Source organism: Thalassotalea sp. 273M-4, from assembly GCF_041410465.1.
GTDB classification, from domain to species: Bacteria; Pseudomonadota; Gammaproteobacteria; order Enterobacterales; family Alteromonadaceae; genus Thalassotalea_A; species Thalassotalea_A aquiviva.
In genome coordinates this window covers 555,910-581,804 of the sequence record NZ_CP166961.1, presented here as the reverse complement: position 1 = coordinate 581,804, position 25,895 = coordinate 555,910, and the positions used below count along the sequence as shown (strand labels likewise).

Here is a 25,895-nt window from a genome sequence, read left to right as displayed (position 1 = left end):
CTTTCGCCTCCCCCCATAGCTTCAACTTGGGGGGGGTGGGGCAGCAGTAACTCAAAAATTTGGGAGAAGGCAGTGAATGAAGCAACAAAATTTCATTTTTTGCTACCACCTCCCCCCACTTCCACAACCTTTAATTTTAAATTCTATCTGGAGATCAAATCATGACACAGCAAGAACTGCTCAATTTTGCATTTGCGGAAGCTCTACAACATATTCCCACATTACCCAAAGGTATTTTAATTACCGCTAAAGAATGCGTACCAGAAGAAGTCTGGAATATTTTAACACTGGCCCAGCTTACTAATGAATTTGGAAAGGCTGTTACTCGTAAACAAAGCATTCTCGGTCTTAAAAGAGGACTAGGAACAGACGCCCTGTCCTCGCAAAGACACAACCAATATCGCAGAAAATAAATGGAGGAAGTGATCCCTTCCCCCCCCCCTTTTTGTCACCTTATTTATTAACTTAACCAAGAGGAATTCTTATGAATTTACCATTTGAAAAACGAACTTTCGATGAACATATCGACGTTATTATATATATGGCGTTATCTATTTCAGAGAGAGAATATCCAGATATGACTTGCGGCACTTTAGAAGAGTTCTTTGGTGATGATTTCTGGAGTCGTTTAACCCCAATTATGGCTAAACATGTTTATTTTAGATTCATTAATACATGTCATAAATATGGCTATCAACTTTATCAGGACGTAGATGCATTCAGCTCAATCTTTGTAAAAGAGCCAAAGAAATACACGACCACTTATTTTGAGGCTGATGAACTTTAGAAAACTTTGCGCATGGTGTCTACCGTGCGCCTTCACTTAACACCTCCACCTAGGGGAATTCTATGCGAATAAATGCAATTACTCCTGAGTTCATCAGGACAGGCTTAGTCTGCCCGAAAGATAAGACAAGGATAGAGTTTGTCTGTGGTAAAACTCCTGGCTTCTTTGTGGAAGTTAGAAATAAATCACAAGGCAAAGGCACTTATTATCTAAGGTATAAAGACAACTCTGGTAAGACATGTACGGTCAAAATAGGTACGACTGCTGGTACAAAACTTTCAGTGGCAAAGGCTAAAGTTCTTGAACTAAAGGCTGAAATCAACTCAGGCAAAAGCCCTAAAGAAGAGCGAGATAAACGTCGCAATGTTATGACCTACAGTGAGTTCATGCTTGAAAGATATTTGCCTTATGCCAAGCAACACAAACGCACATGGAAGAACGATGAGCAGATGTTCAATACACACCTGAAGGCGCTTTTTGGCGATTGTCGGTTAAACCAAGTCACTCGCTCTGCGGTTGAGAAGTTTCACCTGTTCATGCGTCAAAGCAGAAGTGCGGCTACCTGTGACCATTATATTAAGCTACTAAGGAGAACACTAAACCTAGCCGTTGATTGGGAACTCATAGAAAGCAATCCTATAAGTAGGGTGAAGCTGTTCCGTGAGAGTAACGACATAGAACGTTATATGAATGATGCTGAGTTGGCGCGTTTGGTTCATGTTTTGAAAACAGACGCCAATCGGGCTGTTTCAAACATTGCCATGTTCCTGTTATCAACTGGCGCCCGTAAAAGTGAAGCATTGTTGGCTAAATGGGAGCATATCGATTTGGATAACCGTGTATGGCGTGTTCCTGCAACGGTGGCAAAAGCCAAGAAGATGCGAGCCATTCCCCTAAATGATGTGGCACTGGGAATACTCAAATCTGTTGACACCAAAGACACGCATGAATTTGTCTTTATCAATGCTGTGACAGGGTTGCCGTATAAGTGCATCAAGAAGGGTTGGACACGTATACGAGCTAAGGCTGGTTTACCCAATCTGCGCCTGCATGACCTGCGTCATCAGTATGCTTCTTTGTTAGTGAACAGTGGGCGTTCTTTGTATGAGGTACAGCATATATTGGGTCACTCAGAACCGAAAGTGACTCAACGTTATGCTCATCTATCAACAGAGACCTTGCATGATGCAGTCGATGCGGCGTCAGCCCGACTCACTGCCGCCAGTGCAACGCCCTCGCCCCGACCGGCTCTCAAACTGGTCCACTCTGAGTAGTTTGGGCCTCGTGCTTGGCTCCCCTACTGCGGCACTGCAACGGTGCCACTCTGTCACACTCTGGAAAACCCCCCGCCTCAGCTTCGGCTGGGGTGGACGGGTTTATTTTTTTAAAAATAATGTCAACAAAGAACCTATAGCCGCACCTGTTAAAATAGGACCAAAATCACTTGCGGATTTAGTTGTTGTTATATCAACTTTATTCTCTTTTTCGATCGCTTTCACGCCTGAGTTAACTTTCCTAATAATGTGTTCAGGGTTCACCTCTAACGCTTTGCAAATAACAAACAACTGATCGATCGTTATCAAAGCTTTCCCTTTTTCTAGCCTAGACAAGACTGGCTGAGAAATACCTGCTAAATCTGCAATTTGCGACTGCTCAAGACCTTTTTCTTTACGTTGTTTTTCGAGCTCAAAACCCAACAGGGCATTATACGTGGTTAATTGTTTCATAAAAGTTGACAAACCCAAAAACGCATATTATGCTGATTACGAATATATTCGCTTTTAGAATATATTTTACATTACGCATATTATAGATGATATGTATAATTTTTCAATTATTAATAAAGGAGACCTAATATGGGTTTAGCAAACGTAATAAAACCTTTATCGGGATCAGGAGTAATTAATTTATTAACAACTACTGGAAATGGGAGCATGAAACAGGGGTTATTAAAATTAACCGGAAATTCTTATCATGCTGGAATAGCTGCTAATGGGCCTGCTGTAAAAGCAGCTACTGAAGCGATGAAACATGCGGTAAGAACAAGGAACATTGCAATCGGCGTAGCTACGTTTGCTGTAACAGCATTTGCTGGTTACTACCTATACAACAGAATGAAAGGAGATGATGATAAGAAATAGAGTCTTAGGCTACACGCCTAAAGCAGAAAACCTCATCCCCCAGTTTCTGCTGGGGGTGACGAACTTATTTTTTGTGCTTCTATTCTTGAGGCTCTTTATAAATTGCATCAAAGATTTCTTCACGATGGATTTCGACTTCTTTAGGTGCGTCAACACCTATTCTGATCTGGTTGCCTTTCAACCCCAAAACAGTACATGTGATATCTTGACCAATTTTGATGGTTTCGCAGACTTTGCGAGTTAAGATAAGCATAATAAGTTCCTTTTAAATTAGTTAGCTGGAGCGGTCTGGATGTGACTCAATAAACATCCGTGTAATGTTTTTTTAGTTGGTTAAAGAAAAAATACTTACTAAGTCTCAATAACTAGTTTTATAAATTAGCGAAGTTTTGTTATTTGACAAAAGAGTTGAAATCTAAGCGGACAGTTCCACTGAAAAGAGGGTAACTATCGATTCAAGTATAAACTAGTAAAATTGAAGAGTTAGCTCAAACCAGAACTGACAGCCACAGATTCAAAACGGGCAACTGTCAGACCAAGTCTTAGCTAGTGCAGATAAATGAAAGTTTTAAACATTTTAAATAGTATTATTGAATACATCAAAAACCCACAATCCTAAAACAGTCGAGTCATAGGTTATATTATGATTTGATATAATTTGTTTGTCAGTGCCCGGCTGAGTCTTGATCAACCAACTATACTTTTCATCCTTTAATCGACTAGCTCTAAAGTACAAGAATGAACTATTTGAAGGAATAATAGCGGTACCATCTGCTCCAGTGTACACAGAAAATATTTCACTACTACTAAATACCATATAGATAAGTTCTAGGTATTTTGCTTCCAGAATTGTCATTTTGTCGACCATATGCAGCTCTAAGTTAGCTCTAAAAGTCTCTTCATAAAGTTCCGTTAATTCATTTCTAAGTTTGATTTCCCAATCAATTTCCTCCATTTTTTCCGCTTTAAGTTTATCTATATAACCGAGGTCAGTGAGTTCTTTTAATTCATTTTGCACTAAATTAAGTAGCTGATTGATTACTTTTAAACAAACCTTTAACCTTTCATCAAAGGACTCTATATTTCGGCTGCCTTCATACTTAGAATACTGTAAAAGTTTTTCATCGCCAGAATATTTACTTTCTATCGCGACTTCAGACTCATACATCTTTAGCTCCAAATCATGAATTTCATCATCAAGAAAAGTATTCATTTCATGCTTCTTGATAATATCAAAAACAATGGGATCAATTTTATTGGATAATTTTTTTCCTACCCTTAACGATACATTGTCTAAATGGTAATACTCTTGGCTTATATTAGTTGTGTTTGGGTTTTTGACCTTATACATTCCTGTAAAGTACTTCGAAGCCGGAGTAACGTTTATGATTTCAGAAGGTTCCCTATCCGTTAGGCCATTATCTAAAATATATGCTTTTATAATTAGCGAAAGTCTTTTGCCTTTCTCGTTTATAAAAGCTTTATTTTCTCTTATCTGTTCTTTTTTTAAGATTATTTGATTGAACAGTTTATCCTTTTTAAAGTTTAATTCTTTTTGTATTACTTCAATATGAATCAGATCTGCTTTCAGAAAGTTTTTCTTTTCTAGTAGAGGGGCTTTACGCTCTTTTACTACATTTTTGAAATCGTCAGCCGTACTTGCTGCAACCTCTTTCTTCTTTAAATTAAAGGATCTTATTTGTTCCAAGTTTTCATTAACATAAGCCTGATGCTTATCAAAAGACTTTCGTAAAGAGGGATCATTTTCAAAAGTTTCTTCAATTAAAAGTTTTACTTCTTTGTCATAGTCAATCTTTAGGCTAGCTATCTTTGCTTGAAAGGAATCGTCAAGTCCCACAATCTCCCGACCAGCTAATGGAATACCATTTCCTGCTCCTACAACAATAAATGCCTCTATTTGTTTTTCCTTAAACGAATCAGGTTTACAAGCCATTAGCCAGGTAATAGCTACTATTCCTGTTAGTATTATTTTCACTTTCATACATATTCCTTTGACTTTTTTATTTTACTTACAATGCCACCCAATCGGTTAATTTTCAACCAACCATTTCGGTGAGATATCGGAGTTCGGAACGAGAAACCACATATTTTTCTTGATGTTAGTCTATCACTGCAACCAACAAGTTCAGGAAGGTTCGGTATAGGGTCAGTTTCGGAGTTTTATTGAGGTGCTTACTCGAAAACCCCTTAGTTTTCATGGGCTATGAAGCAGAGATTTGGCCTGTCTTTTGATCTCATAATCGGCAGGTCCCCTGTTCAAGTCAGGGTGGGGCCACCACTTAGAAAACAAGAAAGTCTACTTCGGTAGGCTTTTTTTGTGCCTGAAATTTAGTACTACTCCAATAAGCGACCATAAAGAAAAAGACCCAACTCAGCTCATATCATCCCGAGCCAATCCCTGTTCAAGTCAGGGTGGGGCCACCACTTAGAAAACAAGAAAGACGCCCTAAAGCGTCTTTTTTTGTGCCTGTGTTTTGAAATGCTTTGAAAGAAAAGTAGCTATAATAGAAAACTTAATTAATTCTCAAAAATGCTGGCACATCCAATCCCTCAGGTTTGTTCTGAACGATATCATTTAATGCCAGATGGAGCGAAATATGGTTTGCCAAAGCTTCATCGTCATAGAAATTAGTGTTAACTATCAAATCAAAACCAAACTCTTTGACGATACTACTATAAAAGCTAACTTCATCTAATGGCATCGTTTTACCTGTAATCGTCATAATGACCGAAGATACTCTTAAGTTAGCAACCTGTTTCTGGGTTACTGCCTCAGAAAGTGTCTTCCATAGTTGGTAAGCTAGCTCGCGATGCTCAGCAAATACAGTTAGTACTTCAAACTGACTGCCAGAATCAAGCCAGTGCTGCATATCAGCTTCATCGAGATCGAAGTAAGATAAACCACAACGAATATGCAAATAAGCATCAATAACTGCTTTCGTACTCGACTCTGTTTTTTGCTCAGGTATTTCGATAAACCAACCACTTTGCGACTTTAATTGTTCAGGTGAAGCCCTACTTGCAAAACCATATTGCCAATCAGAAATTGCTTCTTCAATGAATTTAAAAGTAGTCATATCCTTAGAAAAAAGTAATTTGAGGTGTTGACCTTTATGCATCAAAAAAAACCTTATACAATGGGAGTGGAAAGCAGATAAGGCACAGATTTGTTAGCTTTCACTGCGTTTATACACTCAATTAGAATATTGACTAACTAACAAGCATACTGATCTCAATTAGTCATTCTTTTAATAATCCCATAATATAATAAAGACATTAAAAAAGACCTATCAAAAATTTGTCCACTAATCAAATTAGTAGTAACCCTACAAAAACAAAGCTCAAGTAATCTAAATGAGCTGAGGTAGATACCTCCCATTATTATTGTATACCTAGCAATTAGCTATATATCTGATGGCTTATATGCATTACTAGCAACAATATTAAGTTGCTCTAAGAAAGTTTAGCTATTTCGTCATAAAGAAAAGTTGTAACACATCTAATTAGGTGGCCAAATCTTTTATATCACTACAGGAGAAACGTCATCCCCTCTAGTTAAAAATCAAACAATGAGGTAAGGTTAGGTTTGGGGAAACAAAAATAAAAACTTAATCGTTTAAAAGGGATAAATAAATGAAGTATGTTTTAATCATTGCTCTAGCAACACTATTTAACTTTGCACATGCTGCTGAAATGCGTTCTATAAGATGTCCTGGAGGTTTCGTAAAACTTAAAATGGATAAATATAAAGTCATGGATCTATGTGGTACTCCAAAAGATAAAGAAGTTATTTCTGGAGATAATCAAACTAAAGAAGAAAGATTAATTTATAAATTCAAAAAATCAAAATCTGCACCTTATACTTTTTTCACATTTAGAAGCGGAAAGTTAACTTTAATAGAAAAGTCAAAAAATTGATTGTTGATTCCCCTGGGAAAACTCGGGGGATATTCTTCCATAGGCTCCTATGCTACTTACAAAGTAACCTGGCGACCATACACATTTTCTTTCCAATTTACTGAGAGCAACCACTGATAACTATTACTCCAGTAAGACACACCCATTTTAACACTCTACGCATCAATACAAACAAAAACTTAAACACTATAAAACAGACACTTAAAACAAAAAATCAAGTCACTAAGCGCACTCAGAAAACAACAAAGTTTACGTCGGCATGTAATCCCCCCCCTATTTAAGTATAGATTGAGTAGTGTTCACACATCTATTTATAAAACTCTGTAAGTGTGTTATGAATTGAGTTTAATATTTATAGTTCAGAATAAATAAAAAGGAGATTTCTATGGAAGGTATAATATTAGGCTTAGATTCAAATAATTCTCAGGGAGCAATAAAAGGAACTGACGGAAATCGTTATTATTTTAACATTGAAGAATGGAAAGGGCAGTTTGAAATTAGACAAAATATGAGAGTTGACTTTGAAGTCAACGATGGTAGAGCAATTGGAATATTCCCTTTAGGACAGCTAGCTAATCTAACTTCATGTACAAATGCACCAAAATCCAAATTTACAGCTGCTATTTTGGCGTTCTGTCTAGGTGGGATTGGTATTCATAAATTCTATTTAGGTTCCTGGGGGTGGGGGCTAATACATTTGTTTTTCTTTTGGACTTGGATACCTGCAATTGTATCGTTTATTGAATTTATTAGGTATTTGACTCTTACCGATGATGAATTTTCTGAGAAGTCGGCACAATTAGACGGTCCATTTAGTTTTCTTTGGTAATTTTTCATTTTACCATTAAGTAAACGCCTCTCTGGGTATCTTATATGAGGAATACCCCTCATAACCTAGAGAGGAACAACCATGAAAATCAACATCATCAAACAAGCCGTGTGCGGCAAAGTATCTCAACCTGACACCCCCACCCTCACCTACAACATTGGCTATGCGCCGAACGATAAGTCATTTCACATTCGGGTCATTACCAACACTGGCGGTGGTTTCTTTTCGGTGGAATGGATATCACTGGATGACATCTTGAGCTGTGTCGAAAACAGAGAAACATTCAACGCCAATATCTTTGCATCACTGTTCAAGTCAAAAAGTGCAAATAACTCTGGCTTTTTAGCGGCGGCACTTAAGGCTGAAAAACTCCTGTTTTCATGGGCTAACGAGTATCGGTTTTTGCCTGCTTTTTGAACTCATAATCCTTTAGATACCTTTGGTTCTAGCTTGATTTTTTAGCCCGCAATATACTTTCCAATCCTTGGCGATAAGTTGTGACTTTAAAATCAGGAAAACGCTGTTTGAATTTGTCGGATACAAAACGGTTATCCACCTCATAACGAGGTAACAACTCCAAAATTTCTCGCAGCGGTTTACGAAAAATACTTAATAGTTTTAATTGCCATGCTTTTACTACTTTGTACTCACAAGGCCTTTGTAAAATTTCACTGGCAAGATCGATTAATTGTTTATAAGTAAGGCGGTTATCGTCACAGGGTAAGTGCCATGTTTGATTATAAGCATCAGTAGTATTACCTAATAATGCCATGGCTTTGCTAGCATCAGGGGTATAAATAAGGGTCCGCAAAGTTGAATCACTTACAAAGACTTTGGCCGGTTTGTCTTTGAGTAATTTATACAAAATGGTGGCATTGGTAATACTTTGGGTTTTGTTTGGACCATAAAATTCAGGGGCTCGACAAATCATCGCTTGCACTTTTTTAGCTTTTATTGCATCAAGCAATAAGGTTGCTGTTTGTGCTTTCGCTTTACCTTTTTGACCATAAGGCTCAAATCGACATTCTTCCGTCATTAACTCACTGGTTTGCGGGTACATATAGGTGTTGTCAAAGTACACTAACTTGGCATTATGGTGGGCACAGGCATTGATAACGTTTTGCATCATAACAGGCCACTGATTTACCCACTTTTCAGTGTTAAGAGGCAATCCTGCACAAAAGTAAACAATGTTTGAGCCTGCAACTGCGTTTTGCGTTTCGGCTGCATCTAGAAGGTTAGCGCGAACCAATTCGTCTGTGTCGTTAACCTTTTTAGGCTTACGGCTTACAAGACGTATTTGACTCGTATAATTTTTATTTAACTCAATGGCAAGCTCTGTACCGATTTGCCCTGTAGCACCTAATATAGTCTGCATTTATGTAATTCCTAAGCAAAACGACTAACGATAAATCAATATGTTAACATAAGAGAAAGCTCATTAATGAGACAAGAATTGGCTGATATTGACCAAAAATTCTGCTTCAAAGTGTATTTTTAGCTGTTGATGAAAAGTTACTAACATTAAAAATACATTAATCAGGAGCAATGACGTGTGCTAAATGGTGTTTGCTTTTTACGGTTAAAACTATTGATACAACCGATCATTGTGCTTTAACCAGCCATCAATGTGATAGCTTTTGGGGTCGTGATGAGTCCAATGAATAACCCCACCTTTTTCATTCCATTCATATTCACCGTAAAATTCGACATAATCACCGCGAGCTAAAGAATCAACCTTTGGCGCTAAGTCAATATTGTGCGCAACCAGTACCGTTTGCCCAGAGTCAAGTTTGATAATAAATCGTTGATGTCTTGAGCCTTGGTTGTCATCAGGCAGTAGTTTGACGACTCGCCCCCTACCTCGCACTTGTATGTCGCTTTGGCGATTTTCAAATGCTTTTCTAAGTAGTTGATCACCAGTGCTTGTATGGTCAATTAACTCTTGTGCGCTAGGATCTAATGTTGGAGTTAAACTCGAATCGGGCTCTATTTGTTGCCATTGATAAACCCCAAATAGTAACAAAACAAATATCAACAATGTCTTAATATTCATAGCTTTCATTGCTTATACCTTACAAATTTCATCTTTTACACTGCATCTAAAAAGATTTTCACTCACACTTGCCTTTATCAATAACTAGGTAAGCTTTTTGGGAGAGCATCAGATATTCATTAATAGCTTTAAATTTTTGATGAACCTCTGATGTCACCGTGTGTTGTGTAAAAACTTAATGGGATTAGTATAAAAGACACGTGATAGAAAAGAATGAATAAATAAAAAGACGCCCAAAGGCGTCTTCTACATGTGTTAAATAAGCTAATTAAAGAGCAGAAAATAATTTATTAACTCTCTATCACGCCCAATTAGCAGATTAAAAAGCGTATTGAAGATTTATTGACCAGAAATCCACATCATTACGATCATACGAATATTCGTTATATCTTATGCCAACACCAAATCCGTTATCAAAGTTATAGGTGCTACCTAAGCCCCAAAAGATGTCATCTCCGTCATCATCACCTACTTTGACCCCACCATCATACATATCTAGTTCACCGAAGTGATAGCCTAGTTTAGCAAATAAATCCCAATTTTGAGTAAGAGGAAGTTTTCCTAATACACCAACCGTATAGGTTTCCGCTTCAATAGCCCTAGTTGGGGTGTACCAATCACTTTTTGATTTATCAAAATCTATATATGACACTTCAAAAGCAAAGTACTCGCTTGTATTCATACCTACAATAAACTCAAAGCCTTCTGGGTCATCATAACTTCTTTCATTGATATCAACTTCGCCCCAACCTAAACCAAGATAAATATTGTCAAAGTAATGCGCATGCACTGGACCGCTGACTAAGACAATGGAAAAAATTGACACACTAGCTTTCTTTAATATATTCATCATATCCTACCTTACTTTGTTCAATTTATTTACCTATGTTTTTCTTGTTCACACAGCGAAAATATAGCAGTGAAGCGCCAATTGCACAAAAAATCAGCATCTATTTTTAGCCTCAAGGCCTTATTTTATTTGGTCTTAATAGGTATTTTTGAGCTTTTAGTATGTGATTAATTTTGTGCTTATCTTTTAGGCTTAACCTAAGCAATTAAAATATAAGAAAAAAGACGCCTAAGCGTCTTTAAAAAAACAAATATACTACCTGCAACAATAAATAAAACCATGACCGATAAATATATAATTTATCGGTCATGAAATATTTAAATTAGCTTACGCACGCTGCTTCTTGGTACTTATTCTGTACTCGATGGTATAAGTTCATAACGTTCTCATCTGGTCGTTCAGTTAAGTGACTCACAATCCATATCAACAATGAACTGATCATAAAACCAGGAACAATTTCATAAATGACGGTTGATAAACTGCTGCCATCAGCAAGAACCGGCACGTAGACCCAAAATAGCACCGTAACAGCACCACCAATGATCCCAGCTAACGCTCCTTGATAAGTAATACGAGCCCAAAATAGGCTAAATAAAATGAGTGGACCAAACGCGGCACCAAAACCAGCCCAAGCATTACTCACTATCGACAAAATACTGCTATTGGGATTTAGCGCGATAAGCGAGGCAACAAAAGCAACCACTACAACACAAACTCGACCTATTTTGACGAGGCTAGACTGGGACAAGGTCTTTTTCGAATACCCCTTTAAAATATCATCGGTTAACGAGCTTGAAGACACCAATAACTGACTTGAAATGGTACTCATTACCGCAGCCAATATTGCGGCTAATAAGAATCCACTAACCAGAGGGTGAAATAAGACTTGTGAAAAGAACACAAAAATAACTTCTGGGTCGCTTAACGTGACATTAAACTTTTTCACATACGCTACCCCAGTTAACCCTGTTGCTAAGGCACCAATAATGGTAACCGTCATCCAACTTATGCCAATTCGACGTGCGGTAGAAATATCAGCAACCGATCTAATCGCCATAAATCGTACGACAATATGTGGTTGACCAAAATAACCTAAACCCCAGGCCATACTCGAAACTAAGGTTAATAACGTTAAGGATTCAAAACTTTGACTAAAAGAAGGAATCACACTACCTGAATAGTCCATCATGCTCGAGGCGCTATCAAAATAGCTAAAAGCGACATAGGGTACGAGTACTAAGGCGACAAACATAATACTGCCCTGCACAAAGTCGGTTAAACTCACAGCCAGAAACCCACCAAGTAGTGTATAAGCAACAACAACACAAACAGTAACTGCAATACCAAGTTCATAAGGTAAGTCAAAGGCCGAAACGAATAACTTACCACCAGCAACTAAGCCCGCAGAAGTATATAAAGTGAAGAAAACCACGATGACCACGGCCGAAACGAGTTTTATTGCGCCATTAGGTTTGTCAAAACGTTTACTGAAAAAGTCAGGAAGAGTTAATGCGTCATTGGCTTTTTCAGTATAAATTCTTAACTTGGGTGCAACCAGTTTATAGTTTGCCCATGCTCCGATGAGCAATCCAAGAGCTATCCACATGGTATTAAAACCAGTAACAAACATGGCCCCTGGTAATCCCATTAACATCCAACCACTCATATCAGATGCCCCAGCTGAAAGCGCTGTGACCTGCGGGCTGACTTGTCGACCTCCCAGCATGTAATCGGACAGGTTACTTGTTGACTTCTTGGCAGCGTAAACGCCAATCGCCAACATCAAAATAAAATAAATCGATAGAGCTAAATACGTATAGGTCATTATTTACCAACCATTTCCTTTGTACTCAATATATAAGTTTTATAAAGTGGAATAAACATCAGTAGTTAAAATCAACCTGTAGCGCACACCTGCGCCTTTTATTTGAGCTAATCACGCTCACGTTGAGTACTATGATGAAAAAATGTTTATTTGAACGGTTTTATTTTATTACGCCTCAAATAATTAGTACACTAATTATTTTCAGGTTTTATGGCGAGAAGATCAACTATTAAATGAAAATAAGCCCTATATTTCAGTTTAATGATAGATTTGGTTGTTTTATTACTTGGATTCAAATGCAATTTTCGCTTTGGTTAACAAAGCCAAATACTTGTTGCTGATTATAAAAATGGTAAGAGGTTTCGTTCTAAATACCCCTTAAAAGTATCTGACCTGTGCAATTTTTTTACCGTATATAAGTCACTTAGTAACGAGTTACGGTAAAAACTTGCACAGGCTGTCGATAATAAGGCTCTCTCGTTTTTATATCGTTTAGAATCGTGAAGGTCACTCTAATGTAACGTCTAATGTAACGATTGAGCTTCTTTTAATTCTGCGGCTAATTTTCTTTCTTGATCAGCCCTTGGCTTAGCAAAACGCGCCAACCAGTAATAAAGTACAGGCGTTAAAAATAGGGTAAATACCACCGCAATGCCTAAACCACCAAAGACAACCCAACCGATCGCATTTCTGGCCTCAGCCCCTGCGCCGGTTGACAAAATAAGAGGTAAACCACCTAAAACAGTTGACAGTAAGGTCATCATAATTGGGCGCAATCGAGCTTGTCCCGCCTGAATAATAGCCTCGGTGATGGTGGCGCCTCGATCTCTAAGCTGATCAGCAAATTCAACCAACAAAATGGAATTTTTAGCGAGTAAACCAATGAGCATGACCAAACCAATTTGTGAATAAATATTAATGGTGGTACCAGTCATCGACACCGCATAAATAGCCGCAGCGATACCAAAAGGCACGGTTAATATCACCACAAACGCGCTACTGACACTTTCAAATTGCGCAGCTAAAACCAACAGCACAATTAAAAACGCAGCCAAGTATGTGAGGTTAACCTGTTGGTCGGTTTCTTGGAATGTTTTAGCTTCACCTAAAAAGACTAAACCATAACCGTCAGGTAAATGCTCATTGGCAAGTGTGCGTAAAATATTTACCGACTCTGCCATTGATATATTTTTAGGCTGAGCTAAATCGATTTCAATAGCCCGTCTTTGAGCATGTCGCTCAAGCTCTGCCGCAACCCCTTCTTCGGTGATATAAGCGATGGAAGATAAAGACACTAACTCGCCAGAATTTGAAGACACATATAAGTTAGTCAAATCAGATGGATTGGCTTTGTTGGTATATGAAGATTGCAAAATAATTGGAATGGCCTGATCGCCAATGTTCAAATCGGTCACATCATCACCGCCAATAACCGCGCGTAACGTTTGGTTAATATCACTAAAGGGTACCCCAAGTTCTTCAGCTCGATTTCGATCAATTTGCACTCGCATCTGAGGTTGGGTTGGCTGATAGGATATTCTCGGGCTACCAAAATCGGGGTGTTGGCTTTCAATTATCTCAGCGAAGTTTTTGCTTACTTGATATATTTGCCCATAGTCATTACCCGTGATGGCAATTTCAATGCCCCCACTTTGGCCTCGAAGATTAAGGCTATTAGCGCCAAAGGCTCTTGCTGGAGCGCCTGGGATACTCGCCAGCTGAGGCCTAATGTCATTGATAATTTTTTGTTGAGTGTTATCGCGTTCAGCCCAGTCTTTTAAATTTACGGTCATAAAAACAATGTTCGGATCCCACTGCCCTACTACTGTTCGAATGGTGTCAATATCACCAAGTTCAGAATATGGCAGTAAAATATCTTCCATCATCATGGCTTGACGATCCATAAAAGCAATGCCAACACCGTCTGGTCCGCGTGCAAATATACGAATATTGCCTCTGTCTTCACTGGGCAGTAACTCTTTATCGACTTGCTGGTACAAATAGCTTGCCCCTGCTCCTAATATCAAACTGATTAGCAAAATCAACCAACCTTTTTTCAAGCAAAAGGCGATAGCAACGCCATAGTAAGCAACCATGTTACGGCCTAAAGCTTTGACTTTAGATTGCCCTTTGGTTTCGTCTTTTTCTGGTTCACTAAGGCGAGCTTTTAAAGCCGGTACTAAGGTTAGTGCAACAAACGATGAGATGATCACAGCGCCAGCTAAGACCCCGCCAAACTCTTTGAACAATTTGCCCGCTGTCGAAGGCAAAAAGGCGATAGGCACAAATACCGCAACAAGCACGGCGGTTGTCGCGACCACCGCAAAAAAGACTTCTCGAGATCCCACAACAGCAGCCGCCGAAGCTTTTAGCCCCAAACTTTTGCGCCGCTCAATGTTTTCAGAAACCACAATGGCGTCATCAACAATTAAGCCAGTGGCTAAGACCAAAGCCAATAAAGTTAAGATGTTAATAGAAAAGCCAAATAGCCACATTAATGCCAGCACCCCAATAAGCGACACCGGAATAGACAATGCAGGAATTAAGGTGGCTTTAAACTTACCTAAAAACAACCACAGGGTGAAAACCACCAATAAAATGGTGTAAGCCAGTGATTTAATAACCTCCTCAACAGAGCTGCGAATAAATTGTGCATCATCTGAGGTGACATAAATATTTAGCTGTGGAAATCGACTAGTCAGTTGCTCCACCAGTGCCAAAGCGTTGTCAGAAATTTCAATGGTATTGGCGCTAGCTTGCCTGATAACCCCCAAGCCAATAACGGGTTTACCATTTAGACGAACAAAAGAGTTTGCATCGGCAGGACCAAAAAAGACAGTGGCAACATCACCAATGCGGGTTTTACCGTCAATGATGATGTTTTCGACTTCACTGGTGGTCATCGATGTTGCATCGGCTCTGACAATCACTTGATGGTCTGTTGAGCGTAAGCTGCCAGCGGGTACATCGAAAGGAGCAGAACGCAAAGCGGCGGCAACATCGGTAAAAGATAAGCTGTAACTGGCAAGTCGAGTTGGGTCGACAATCACTCGTAACACTCGTTGACGGTCACCATCTAATCTGACATCGGCAACCCCTTCAATCGCCAAAAAGAGTGGTGCAATGTCCCTTTCGATAATTTCAGCAACGGTTTCCATGTCGTAATAGTCGCTGGCGATGGCCAAACTGATGACCGATTGCGCATCGTTATCGGCTTTTACTATGGAAAGCTTTTCTACGTCTTCAGGTAGCTCTCGTTGAATTCGACTGACCGACTCACGCATTTCATTCGCCGCATCTTCAAGATTAATGTTGGGACGAAATTCGACAACAATGCGAGAGAAGCCTTCTTCACTTTGCGCTCGAATCGACTTTACTCCACTGACTCTTGCTGCTGCGCCCTCAATGCGTCGGGTGACTTCATTATCGACGGTTTCAGGGGCAGCACCGGGGAAGTTAGCACGAATCGAAACCACAGGCCGGTCAACATCGGGAAGTTCCCGAACTTCAAGGCCAAACATGGCGGCCAGGCCAGCTAAAATAATGAGTAAGTTGATGACAATAACCAATAACGGACGGCGCACAGAAATCGAAGGTAAATCGGTTTTATGTTGAAATAAATTTAACATCTTAACGCCCTTCTGCGACCATGCTAGAAGGTTCTATTGGCGCCCCTTCTCTTAAACCTTGAATGCCCTCAACAATAAGGTTATCTCCACGCTCTAACTCGCCTTCAACTAAGATAAAGCCTCGTAACCTTTGTTTTATTTCAACCGCTATTTTTTGTGCTTTGCCCTCATTGGCCATCCAAACATAGGCCCCAGTTGCGCCCCATGCTAACGATGCTTCTGGCACGATAGGAAACTCTGGCCCTTGAGCGCTCATTTTGACTTTAAAACTTAACCCTGGTCGAAAACTGTCTGCTCGATTGTCTAGCACCGCCCTCACTTTTAATGTTCTATCGTCGGAATCAATGCGCGAGTCTAATTGCGAGAGTTTTGCTTGGAATACCTTGTCCCTGTCGTTCCATGGTTGCACACTGACTTGGGTTTTGTCATCGACTAAACCCAATGCCGACTCAGGTAAGGCAAAGTTTATATACAGTTTTTTACGATCATCAATCGTTGTTATTAAGGTATTGGTGTTGATTCTATCGCCAGCTTCTATTGCCGTTAGACCAACGTAACCACTAAATGGTGCCACCACTTTCCGATCATCTAAATCGGCTTGAGCTTCAGATAGAGTGACACTAGCAAGTTCCACTAATGAGTTAGCATCATCAAGCTCTGACTGGCTAAATGCGCCTTTTTTACCACTTTTAATTAGGCGAGCTAGGTCCCTTTTACGATCGGCTAACTCAATTTTGGCCCGTTGCACAGCGGCAACCTGTCTTCTGGCGTCAAGCTCAATCAAGGTTTCGCCTTTGATGACAAAATCGCCAGGACGAAAATTCACTTTCGTTACCTTATCTGAGGCTGCCGGGTATAAGCTGACAGACCGAAACGCTTCTGCCGTACCAACAGCTTCAATAGAGATATTGATTGGAGCAAAATCGACTTGTTCTAAAATGACATTTGCTGGAGGACGACTTCGTTCTTGCGCCACGCTGACAACAGGTAACAACAACATAAGCAGGAGACTTGGCAAAAATGCGTTCATAAATTCCTCGGTGATAAATCCATTATGGTTCGACTGCAATTACTACAGGCTTTTTTTATAATATTCATCAAGCCATTACCTAATAAACCGCACAATTAAATGGTCAATGAAAACATTGAATTATCTTACTATTGGCTTTTTAGAAAAACCAAGCTGTTAAGTCATAAGGCTAGAGTAAAGCCAAAATATATAGCGATCACATGCATTCATGCTTAACGGCCTTTCTGTTTTATTTTAATCTTAGGCATTAGTAAACAATACACTTTGGCATTGTTACTACTCGGTCTATGGCTAAAAAGATCATAAAAGCGTGTTATCGTCTTGGCTAAAAAAATCACATCATCATGAATGTTGATGTTAACGACACACTTTTTGCTCTATTTTTCGACCGAGCACGGTTAAAGTTAAACCTAGGACAATGAAAACAGAAAACGATCCATGATGGATCGTTTTCTCCGGTGTGTTAGTGTTGGCGACATCTTCGGATAATCACTATAAGCGAAGCCAAGAGTCATGCCACCTTACACAAACATTACCAAATGCGAACTCGCTCTTCTTCTGGTAAGTAAAGCTTGTCACCTTCTTTCACATCAAACGCTTTATACCAAGCATCGTGATTTCGTGGCGCTAAAGCACGGAATTGACCAGGAGCATGCGTGCCCGCGCGCAATTGGTTAAGCATGCTTTGCTCTGTACGTTTTTCTTTCCAGACCTGAGCCCAAGCCAAGAAGAAACGCTGATCACCGGTTAACCCATCAATGACAGGGGCTTCTTTGCCGTTTAAGCTTAACTGATAAGCATGATAAGCCATTGCTAAACCACCGACATCACCGATATTTTCACCTAAACTATTACGACCATTTACAAAGTTGTCAGGGATCGGTTCGTATTGACTGTATTGTTCCGCTAACTTGTCTGCTTTGGCTTCAAATGCTGCTCGGTCTTGATCCGTCCACCAGTTACGTTGGATACCATTAGCATCAGATTTCGAGCCTTGATCGTCAAAGCCATGGCCCATTTCATGACCAATAACCGCGCCTATCGCACCGTAGTTGACGGCATCATCAGCGTTAGGATCGAAAAATGGTGGTTGTAATATCGCCGCAGGAAATACAATTTCATTGAACGAACTATTGTAGTAAGCGTTTACACGCTGTGGAGTCATTCCCCAACGATTGCGATCTGTTTTTTCAAGTTCTTTCGCAACACTGTCTTCGCGAAAGAATGTGCGCAAGTTATGAACGTTTGTCATTACATCATTGCTAGTAATGGTTAAACCATCTAATTCTTGCCATACATCTGGGTAACCAATTTTAGGGTTGAATGCAGCCAATTTAGCTTTCGCATTGACTTTGGTTTCTTCACCCATCCAGTCTAAATTATCGATACGCTCGCCAAGTGCTTTACGTAAATTTTCGACAAGATTGGCCATTTGCTCTTTCGACGTTTCAGGGAAGTAGCGCTGTACATATACTTTACCAATGGCAAAACCAAGAGACTGAGTACCAGACATTTGCGAAATAGCGCGTTTCCAGCGTGGACGTGGCTCTTGTTGTCCGCTTAATTCCTTGCCATAAAACTCAAAGTCAGCATTAAAAATATCTTCAGACAATAAGTCGGCATTACCGCTAATGGCATGGAAAGTTAGGTAATCTTTCCATATTGCAATATCTTCGTTGTTAACAAGTTCAATCATCGCTTTTACCGGCTCTGGTTGAGAAATGTTTAACTGAGGTACTTGGTAACCCGTTTGTTCAAAGAAAAGATCCCAATTAAAACCTGGGTACTGTTTAGCAAGTTCATCACGTTTAATTTGATTTAAGGTTAAATCACGGTCACGACGTTTTTCACGTGGCCAGTGGCCTTCAGCAATTTTAGTTTCAAGCGCTAAAATCGCTTTTGCACTTTGCTCTGCGTTTTCAACACCGGCAAAAGTTAACATTTTGGCAATATGAGCCACATACGCCTCACGTGTCTTAGCAAAACGCTCGCTTTCAACCAAATAGTATGAGCGATCGGGTAAACCTAGACCACCAGCGCCTAACGACAATTCATATTTATTTGGATCTAAGCGGTTAAACCACATGCCACCACCAAGTGGTGAAGACACACCTGTTAACCATGATTGACCAAAAATTGCGGTTAAATCATCCGTCGATTTAGCGGCTTTGATCTGTTCTAAAAGCGGCTTAATAGGACTAATGCCTTTTTTGTTAATGGTTTCAACATCCATATATGCATTGTAGAAGTCTGCAATCATTTGCTCTTCAGCATTAAGTTGTTCACGACTAACAATGTCATCAATAATTTCTTTTACTTGCGTTTCGCTGCGCTCAGCCAACGCGGTGAAGGCACCATAACGGGTTTTATCTGCCGGCATTTCAAAGTTGTCATACCAAGTGCCACTGGCGTACATGAAAAAGTCATCACCTGGTTTTACGTCTAAGTTGCGAGCACTTAAGTCGACACCAAAACTGCCTAACTCAGCTTTAGCTTTGTTCATTTCTTTTGCTTCTTCTACCGCAGCTTGTTTAACTTCTGCGACTTTGGTGGCGGTCGATTGTTGTTCACCGCAACCACTTAGTAAGGCAGCACTTAACGCGACTGCAATCAGTGATTTTTTCATTGTAATGTTTCCCTTAATTAATCTGTAACAACCAAAATATTTTTCGGCCAATGGCATTGTTTTAACGAACAAACCATATAAACGCAATAAGTTGATGAATAAATTAACATTAATTTGTAACGAAACGTAACAAAAAAGACAAAAAAGAAGATAAAAATGATTATCACAGCAGAAACCAACAATTCACTGAGATGCTTTGTCCGTTATGTCGAACTAAAAACTCTTTCACTTGTTTTAAGACTTGGCACAACCATGAGTCTGAATGGTTGATGGTTGGCAGACAGATAAAGAAAAACCCAGCTTGATTGCTCAAACTGGGCTTTATAAATTTGTTGAGTTGGCCGATAAGCCACGTTCTGCCCGTCGGAATGGCACAACCATAAGTCTGAATGGTTGGCTGACAGATAAAGAAAAACCCAGCTTGATTGCTCAAACTGGGCTTTATAAATTTGTTGAGTTGGCCGATAAGCCACGTTCTGCCCGCCGGAATGGCACAACTATGAGTCTGAATGGTTGGCAGACAGATAAAGAAAAACCCAGCTTGATTGCTCAAACTGGGCTTTATAAATTTGTTGAGTTGGCCGATAAGCCACGTTCTGCCCGTCGGAATGGCACAACCATGAGTCTAAATGGTTGATGGTTGACAGACAGATAAAGAAAAACCTGATTATAAAAAATATAATCAGGTTTTAAAATTTGTTAAGTTGGCCGATAAGCCACGTTCTGCCCGTCGGAATGGTACAACCATGAGTCTGAATGGTTGATGGTTGACAGACAGATAAAGAAAAACCTGATTATAAAAAATATAATCAGGTTTTAAAATTTGTTGAGTTGGCCGATAAGCCGGGTTCTGTCGTGGACAACCATTCGTCTAGGCTATAAATCGCTCTATAGCTCAAGCAACCTACCCGGTTCCAACGCGAGCCACGCCGTAAGGAACCCTATTTGGTCTTGCTCCGGGTGGAGTTTACCCTGCTGCCAACTGTTACCAGCGGCCCGGTGCGCTCTTACCGCACCCTTTCACCCTTACCGGTACTTGCGTACTTAGGCGGTCTTCTCTCTGCTGCACTTGTCGTAGGCTTTCGCCCCCCAGGCGTTACCTGGCACCCTGCTCTATGGAGCCCGGACTTTCCTCCCCTCAATCTGTCTATCTTACGATACAACGATTAAGCAGCGGTTGTCTGGCCAACTCGGATGCGATTCTACCTTATTTAGGCTGTTGGGGTAAAACGATATCTGTTTTAATTTTTATTTCAATTACTTTAAATCTAATGCCACTTGATAAAGTGCGTTTTTCTTTACCCCATGAATTTGTGCCGCGATGGCACAGGCTTTTTTCGGTTTCATTTCCGTTAATAACAATTTTAGGGTAGCTATAGCATCTTCAGGGATCGCATTAGGGTCCGGTTTTGCCCCTTCAATAATCAGTACCATTTCGCCTTTTAACTGATTAGGGTCTTGATTTAACCATTGATAAATATTACCGGCAGTATCGGCATGAATGGTTTCAAAGGTTTTGGTTAACTCACGAGCAATAACTATTTCGCGCTGTTCTCCGAGCACATCTTTAATGTCTGCAACCGTATCGATAGCACGTCTTGGCGCATCGTAAAAGACCATGGTGCGTTCTTCATTGGCAAGTTGTGCTAACTTTGCTTGACGGGCACCGGATTTTGACGGCAAAAAGCCTTCAAATGTAAATCTATCTGTCGGAACACCTGCAACAGATAAGGCGGCAATGGCAGCACAAGCTCCGGGTACCGGTACAACCGGCAAGCCTTGAGCACGTAAATAGCGCACAACATGAAAGCCAGGATCCGATATCAGGGGCGTTCCCGCATCCGAAACCAAGGCAACGGTTTTGCCTTGTTGCAGCAATTCCGCCACTTGCTCCTGCCTTGCGCGTTCATTATGATCGTGCAATGACAGGGTTTTATTTTTGATATTAAAGGCACTCAATAAGCGATTGGTATGACGGGTATCCTCACACGCGATAATGTCTGCTTGTGATAAAATATCTTGAGCGCGTTGGGTCATATCACCAAGGTTACCAATTGGGGTGGCGACCACATATAAGGTGCCTTGTGCAATGCTTGTCTGAGTCATGAGGTTTCCATATTAAGAAAATTACCGAGCAAAAGTACCATTAAATTGGTCTCAAGTTTGCAGGTTTACGCGAAAGCGGTTTATTATACTATCAATTATCTTTACGAACCAATTGCCGGTATCGGTTATCACTACAACAATGTCTAAATATTTTACGCTTTTTGTTTTTTTTCTTATTGTTTTACTGACCGGGTGTAGTTCTCAGCCTGACAAAGCTGGTGTGCCTAACGATTCGGTTCTAGTTGAGCCGGTTGATGTACCATTAGAGCCAGGCGTTAATGCTGAATATTTTTTGCAAAAAGCAAAAAATACTGAGGATTTAAATCAATCTTACCTATACCTTTTACAAGCGGCTCAAGTCTACATCGAGCAAGGTGACTTTTCTCAAGCTTTATTCATTACAAATCAATTAACTCGTGTCGCCCTGCCAGCACAGCTGAAGTATCTAAACCTAAAAAACCAAGCGGCAGCGCTGTTTGGGCAAGGCGAAGTCGAGCTGGCCGCAACAACGTTTAATAAAATTCCAACCCCACCGACCAATGCCAAAGGTTGGTTACTCAAAGCCCAAATTGCCGATGCTCGTGGATTGGAAATAGAAGCCATCATCAGTTATTTAAACTATCACCAATATGTGCCCTTTAAAGATGTTGCTGAAATTAGCCTGTTGCAAGAAAAGTTTAGCCATTTAAAACCATGGCAGCTTGCTTCTTTACGCAAAAAACAAGCTCCTAACTTAGAAGGTTGGCTCGCGTTTAATCAAGCTTTCAATCTGCAGTATTTACAAAGAAATCAACTAAAACAACAGCTTTTAATTTGGCGAACAAAATACCCTGTGCATCCAGCGAATGTATTGATTAACGAGTTTACTCAAAAAAATACCGCCCAAATGCGCCAAACCATGTCAAAAATATCGGTACTTTTACCTTTATCAGGGCGAGAGGCCGCGCTTGGTAAAAGTATTCAGGCCGGCATTTTAAGTGCCTACCAATTAAATGCCATAGGAACGATAAATTTTATCGACACTAACGGTATAAAAATGCCCGATATTATTGCAGAGTTAACGCAAACTCGTCCTGATTTTGTTATTGGGCCGCTATTAAAACAACATGTTAAAAGCTATAGCGACGTCATCAATGGCGATAACGCATCCTTCGTAAACTGGAAGACCTTGCTGCTAAACTTGCCTGAGCAATCACAATTGCCAGAAAACCAATTTGCCTTATCTATGTTGCCTGAAGACGAAGCGACTCAAGCGGCATTCACGCTGAGTCAAAGAGGCTTTAAAAAGGCGCTAATATTGTCCCAAGATAGTGCGATCGGCAAACGCATGGCCAACGCCTTTGCCGCAGAGTGGTTACGTCAAACCAATCTTGAACCTGCAATAATTCACTACCCTAATGGCAAAGCGATGCAAAACGCGGTGAAAGAAGGGTTAAATGTTCATTTATCAGAAGAGCGAATTACCGGCATTAAAAGTCGGTTTAAAGACGACATACAAACGGAAACTCGAAACCGCCAAGACATTGACGTGATCTATATGTTTGCCACGTCGGATCAAGCAAAATTATTAAAGCCCTACGTGGATGTCAATATCAGCCCTTTTGCCGAAGCAATTCCAATGTTTGCCAGCTCTCGCAGCAATTCCGACAATCAGAGCGAAAACACCCGTCGAGATTTAACCGGCCTGACCTTTACTGAAATTCCTTGGTTACTTGATGGCAAACAAGTTAACCGAGCATTATCCCGCCAAGCTGCAGAACTTTGGCCAAGTCGAAGTGCACCTTTAGAGCGCCTTTATGCGATGGGCATTGACAGTTTACAACTTATTGACAGCATTCAATACATGCAAAAGTTCTCAGCATTAAAGCACCGAGGAGAAACGGGAATTTGGCAAATGAACGATAAAAACATCATTAGCCGTAGCTTTGCTTGGGGTAGATACCATTCAGCCAGAGTTCAAACCATTGAAATGGACTGACACCAAACCTTTACAACAGCCGCACGAACAGGGACAATTAGCAGAAAAATTGGCCTTAGATTATTTATACCGCCAACAATTAAAGTTAAAACAAATGAACTTTAGTTGTCGCCAAGGTGAAATAGATATTATTGCCCTTGATGGTGATGTTTTAGTATTTATAGAAGTAAAGTATCGAAAGAATACTGCTTATGGTGCGCCAGAGGCTATGGTTTCACCGAAAAAACAGCAAAAAATCATCAAAACAGCCAAATTTTACCTGCAAAAGCAGGGATTGAATGAATATAATACGGAATGTCGATTTGATGTGGTCAGTATTCTCGGCCCATCAACTGCACCCACAATTACTTGGCTGAAAGATGCCTTTTATGGAGTTTGAAAATGTTAGAGCGTGTTAAACACAATTTTCGTGAGAGTATTGAAACCAAAATTGCAGCAAGTGAAGAGCTTCCGGTTGCTATCGAAAAAGGTGGCATGGTGATGGTTGAATGCTTATTGGGTGGTCACAAAATCCTAAGCTGTGGTAATGGTGGTTCTGCTGGTGATGCCCAACATTTCTCTTCAGAGTTACTTAACCGCTTTGAAACCGAACGTCCGAGTTTACCTGCCATAGCACTTACCACCGATAGCTCAACCTTAACCTCTATTGCAAACGACTACAGCTACGAAGAAGTATTCTCTAAGCAAGTACGAGCTTTGGGTAACTCAGGTGATGTATTACTGGCAATCTCAACGAGTGGTAATTCAAAAAACGTAATCAAAGCGATTGAAGCAGCCGTAGCTCGCGATATGAAAATCGTTGCATTAACGGGTAATGACGGTGGCGAAATCGCCGGTTTATTGGGCGAAAACGACGTTGAAATCCGCGTACCTTCTAGCCGCACTGCCCGCATTCAAGAAGTCCACTTATTAGCTATTCATTGCTTATGTGAAATCATTGATACAACCTTATTCCCTCAGTCTACCAATTAATACACTAAGCAAGGTCAAAGAGGCTTTAGTCATGAAAAAAATAGCAATAACTTTACTGGCCCTGACTGCTTTACAAGGTTGTGCTGTAGCCCTTGTCGGTGGTGTAGCGGTTGGGGCTGCGACAGCTAATGATAGACGAACTATTGGCGCCCAAATAGACGATCAGAGCATTGAGGTGAAAGCCTATGCGATGATGGCCGAAGATCAAGAGCTTGATAAAAGCACCCAAGTACAAGTTGTGAGTTTAAATGGCACTGTGCTTATTGTTGGTCAAGCGTTATCAAGTAAAGACAAACAAAAGATCTACTCTATGGTGAATCAAATTCAAGGTGTTAAGAAGATTCACAATCAAATAAGAGTAGCCAGACTTACTTCCCTTGGCACCAAAACCCACGATACTTGGTTAACCACCAAAGTAAAATCAGAACTCCTTGCCGATGATCGTGTCGACGGTACGGCGATAAAAGTGGTAAGTGAAGACTCTGAAGTGTTTTTAATGGGCTTAGTCGGTCCAAAAGAAGCGGATGTCGCGGTAGACATTACGCGCCATGTTGGCGGTGTATCGCGTGTTTATAAAGCTTTTGAATTAAAATAAAACGAAAGCAAGTACTAAAAATCAGACATAAAAAAAAGAGGAGATACTCCTCTTTTTTTTTATGCTTACATTTGCTCTAAGGCACCGAAGTGAACAAACAATCATACTTTGGTTAAATAGTTTACTTAACCACGGATAGGGTCGGTTTGCCCTTCTTTTTAGGTGCTGATGCAGGCTTTTGTTCAGGAGCCACAGTTGGCTCTTCAGGGTACTCAACAGTAAATGATGAGCCAACGCCATTTTCTCTGGCATAAATAGCAATAAGAGCCTCATACGGTATGTATAGGTGCTCTAATTTACCGCCAAAACGGGCATTAAATTCAATAACTTCACCGGCCATTGAAATTCCACCGACCGATGCGGGGGAAATATTTAATACAATTTGTCCGTCGTTTATATACTGCTCAGGAACCATAACATTTGGATAATTGGCGTCGACCGCGATATATGGGGTCAATTCATTATCCAAAATCCAATCATAAAAAGCCCTAACCAAGTAGGGCTTATTAGAGGTCATTTCCATCGACATAAC

General features: G+C 40.2%; 25 protein-coding genes and 1 other RNA gene. 12 read left to right on the top strand and 14 right to left on the bottom strand.

Annotated features, from left to right (window positions below; all coding sequences use genetic code 11):
* Positions 1–161 precede the first annotated feature (161 nt).
* The 3 genes from ACAY00_RS02565 (at position 162) to ACAY00_RS02555 (ending at position 2,061) form a co-directional block, all read left to right on the top strand.
* A complete protein-coding gene (locus ACAY00_RS02565) occupies positions 162–413 on the top strand; it encodes a hypothetical protein (protein ID WP_371376808.1) in 252 nt (83 codons plus the stop codon).
* Between the two features lie 71 nt (positions 414–484).
* Positions 485–787, top strand: a complete 303-nt coding sequence (locus ACAY00_RS02560; protein ID WP_371376806.1) for a hypothetical protein — start codon at positions 485–487, stop codon at positions 785–787.
* A gap of 62 nt (positions 788–849) precedes the next feature.
* The gene (locus tag ACAY00_RS02555; RefSeq protein WP_371376803.1) at positions 850–2,061 is read left to right on the top strand and encodes a tyrosine-type recombinase/integrase; all 1,212 of its coding nucleotides are present in this window, start codon (positions 850–852) and stop codon (positions 2,059–2,061) included.
* 102 nt (positions 2,062–2,163) lie between these two features.
* On the opposite strand, the gene ACAY00_RS02550 is transcribed toward ACAY00_RS02555, so the two are convergent.
* The gene (locus tag ACAY00_RS02550; RefSeq protein WP_371376800.1) at positions 2,164–2,514 is read right to left on the bottom strand and encodes a helix-turn-helix domain-containing protein; all 351 of its coding nucleotides are present in this window, start codon (positions 2,512–2,514) and stop codon (positions 2,164–2,166) included.
* A 129-nt stretch (positions 2,515–2,643) separates the two neighbouring features.
* On the opposite strand from ACAY00_RS02550, the gene ACAY00_RS02545 reads away from it, so the two are divergent.
* Complete coding sequence (locus tag ACAY00_RS02545) at positions 2,644–2,928, top strand: hypothetical protein (RefSeq protein WP_371376797.1); 285 nt, start codon at positions 2,644–2,646, stop codon at positions 2,926–2,928.
* A 79-nt stretch (positions 2,929–3,007) separates the two neighbouring features.
* Here the strand turns inward: ACAY00_RS02545 and csrA are convergent, their stop codons facing one another.
* From csrA to ACAY00_RS02530, 3 genes are all read right to left on the bottom strand, one after another.
* Positions 3,008–3,181, bottom strand: coding sequence for a carbon storage regulator CsrA (csrA, locus tag ACAY00_RS02540; protein ID WP_371376794.1), 174 nt, complete (start codon positions 3,179–3,181; stop codon positions 3,008–3,010).
* A gap of 324 nt (positions 3,182–3,505) precedes the next feature.
* A complete protein-coding gene (locus ACAY00_RS02535; protein ID WP_371376791.1) occupies positions 3,506–4,930 on the bottom strand; it encodes a hypothetical protein in 1,425 nt (474 codons plus the stop codon).
* 532 nt (positions 4,931–5,462) lie between these two features.
* The gene (locus tag ACAY00_RS02530; RefSeq protein WP_371376788.1) at positions 5,463–6,068 is read right to left on the bottom strand and encodes a hypothetical protein; all 606 of its coding nucleotides are present in this window, start codon (positions 6,066–6,068) and stop codon (positions 5,463–5,465) included.
* A gap of 514 nt (positions 6,069–6,582) precedes the next feature.
* On the opposite strand from ACAY00_RS02530, the gene ACAY00_RS02525 reads away from it, so the two are divergent.
* The 3 genes from ACAY00_RS02525 (at position 6,583) to ACAY00_RS02515 (ending at position 8,113) form a co-directional block, all read left to right on the top strand.
* Complete coding sequence (locus ACAY00_RS02525; protein WP_371376785.1) at positions 6,583–6,867, top strand: DUF2845 domain-containing protein; 285 nt, start codon at positions 6,583–6,585, stop codon at positions 6,865–6,867.
* 385 nt (positions 6,868–7,252) lie between these two features.
* Positions 7,253–7,696 (top strand): TM2 domain-containing protein, encoded by a 444-nt coding sequence (locus ACAY00_RS02520; RefSeq protein ID WP_371376782.1) that lies wholly within the window; start codon positions 7,253–7,255, stop codon positions 7,694–7,696.
* 81 nt (positions 7,697–7,777) lie between these two features.
* The gene (locus tag ACAY00_RS02515) at positions 7,778–8,113 is read left to right on the top strand and encodes a hypothetical protein (RefSeq protein ID WP_371376779.1); all 336 of its coding nucleotides are present in this window, start codon (positions 7,778–7,780) and stop codon (positions 8,111–8,113) included.
* A 28-nt stretch (positions 8,114–8,141) separates the two neighbouring features.
* Here the strand turns inward: ACAY00_RS02515 and ACAY00_RS02510 are convergent, their stop codons facing one another.
* The 7 genes from ACAY00_RS02510 to ACAY00_RS02480 all read right to left on the bottom strand — a co-directional run bounded on the left by ACAY00_RS02510 (position 8,142) and on the right by ACAY00_RS02480 (position 19,712).
* Positions 8,142–9,074 carry an NAD-dependent epimerase/dehydratase family protein gene (locus tag ACAY00_RS02510; RefSeq protein ID WP_371376775.1) on the bottom strand — a complete coding sequence of 311 codons (933 nt, stop codon included), beginning with the start codon at positions 9,072–9,074 and terminating at the stop codon, positions 8,142–8,144.
* Positions 9,075–9,284: 210 nt separating this feature from the next.
* On the bottom strand, positions 9,285–9,761 hold the full coding sequence (locus ACAY00_RS02505; protein WP_371376772.1) for a DUF3465 domain-containing protein: 477 nt from the start codon (positions 9,759–9,761) through the stop codon (positions 9,285–9,287).
* Between the two features lie 310 nt (positions 9,762–10,071).
* Entirely contained in the window at positions 10,072–10,605 is a 534-nt protein-coding gene (locus tag ACAY00_RS02500) for an outer membrane beta-barrel protein (protein ID WP_371376769.1), read from the bottom strand.
* A gap of 319 nt (positions 10,606–10,924) precedes the next feature.
* Positions 10,925–12,427: a sodium/proline symporter PutP gene (gene putP, locus ACAY00_RS02495; RefSeq protein ID WP_371376766.1), complete on the bottom strand. Its 1,503-nt coding sequence runs from the start codon at positions 12,425–12,427 to the stop codon at positions 10,925–10,927.
* A 524-nt stretch (positions 12,428–12,951) separates the two neighbouring features.
* Positions 12,952–16,056, bottom strand: coding sequence for an efflux RND transporter permease subunit (locus tag ACAY00_RS02490; protein ID WP_371376764.1), 3,105 nt, complete (start codon positions 16,054–16,056; stop codon positions 12,952–12,954).
* A 1-nt stretch (position 16,057) separates the two neighbouring features.
* Complete coding sequence (locus ACAY00_RS02485) at positions 16,058–17,086, bottom strand: efflux RND transporter periplasmic adaptor subunit (RefSeq protein ID WP_371376761.1); 1,029 nt, start codon at positions 17,084–17,086, stop codon at positions 16,058–16,060.
* A 532-nt stretch (positions 17,087–17,618) separates the two neighbouring features.
* Entirely contained in the window at positions 17,619–19,712 is a 2,094-nt protein-coding gene (locus ACAY00_RS02480; RefSeq protein WP_371376758.1) for a M13 family metallopeptidase, read from the bottom strand.
* A gap of 262 nt (positions 19,713–19,974) precedes the next feature.
* Here ACAY00_RS02480 and ACAY00_RS02475 point away from each other — a divergent pair, with 262 nt between their 5' ends.
* Positions 19,975–20,349 (top strand): hypothetical protein, encoded by a 375-nt coding sequence (locus ACAY00_RS02475; RefSeq protein ID WP_371376756.1) that lies wholly within the window; start codon positions 19,975–19,977, stop codon positions 20,347–20,349.
* A gap of 186 nt (positions 20,350–20,535) precedes the next feature.
* On the opposite strand, the gene rnpB is transcribed toward ACAY00_RS02475, so the two are convergent.
* An RNA gene (rnpB, locus tag ACAY00_RS02470) (RNase P RNA component class A) lies at positions 20,536–20,905 on the bottom strand.
* Between the two features lie 64 nt (positions 20,906–20,969).
* On the bottom strand, positions 20,970–21,818 hold the full coding sequence (rsmI, locus tag ACAY00_RS02465; RefSeq protein ID WP_371376753.1) for a 16S rRNA (cytidine(1402)-2'-O)-methyltransferase: 849 nt from the start codon (positions 21,816–21,818) through the stop codon (positions 20,970–20,972).
* Positions 21,819–21,957: 139 nt separating this feature from the next.
* Between rsmI and ACAY00_RS02460 the strand changes: the two genes are divergently transcribed.
* From ACAY00_RS02460 to ACAY00_RS02445, 4 genes are read left to right on the top strand one after another with little or no spacing between them, the layout of a single operon-like run.
* Positions 21,958–23,796, top strand: coding sequence for a penicillin-binding protein activator (locus tag ACAY00_RS02460; protein ID WP_371376750.1), 1,839 nt, complete (start codon positions 21,958–21,960; stop codon positions 23,794–23,796).
* 49 nt (positions 23,797–23,845) lie between these two features.
* Positions 23,846–24,175: a YraN family protein gene (locus ACAY00_RS02455; protein WP_371376747.1), complete on the top strand. Its 330-nt coding sequence runs from the start codon at positions 23,846–23,848 to the stop codon at positions 24,173–24,175.
* Between the two features lie 2 nt (positions 24,176–24,177).
* Positions 24,178–24,768, top strand: a complete 591-nt coding sequence (locus tag ACAY00_RS02450) for a phosphoheptose isomerase (RefSeq protein ID WP_371376744.1) — start codon at positions 24,178–24,180, stop codon at positions 24,766–24,768.
* 31 nt (positions 24,769–24,799) lie between these two features.
* A complete protein-coding gene (locus ACAY00_RS02445) occupies positions 24,800–25,363 on the top strand; it encodes a BON domain-containing protein (RefSeq protein WP_371376742.1) in 564 nt (187 codons plus the stop codon).
* Between the two features lie 121 nt (positions 25,364–25,484).
* Here ACAY00_RS02445 and ACAY00_RS02440 read toward each other — a convergent pair whose 3' ends face one another.
* Positions 25,485–25,880, bottom strand: a complete 396-nt coding sequence (locus ACAY00_RS02440) for a ClpXP protease specificity-enhancing factor (protein WP_371379508.1) — start codon at positions 25,878–25,880, stop codon at positions 25,485–25,487.
* Positions 25,881–25,895 lie beyond the last annotated feature (15 nt).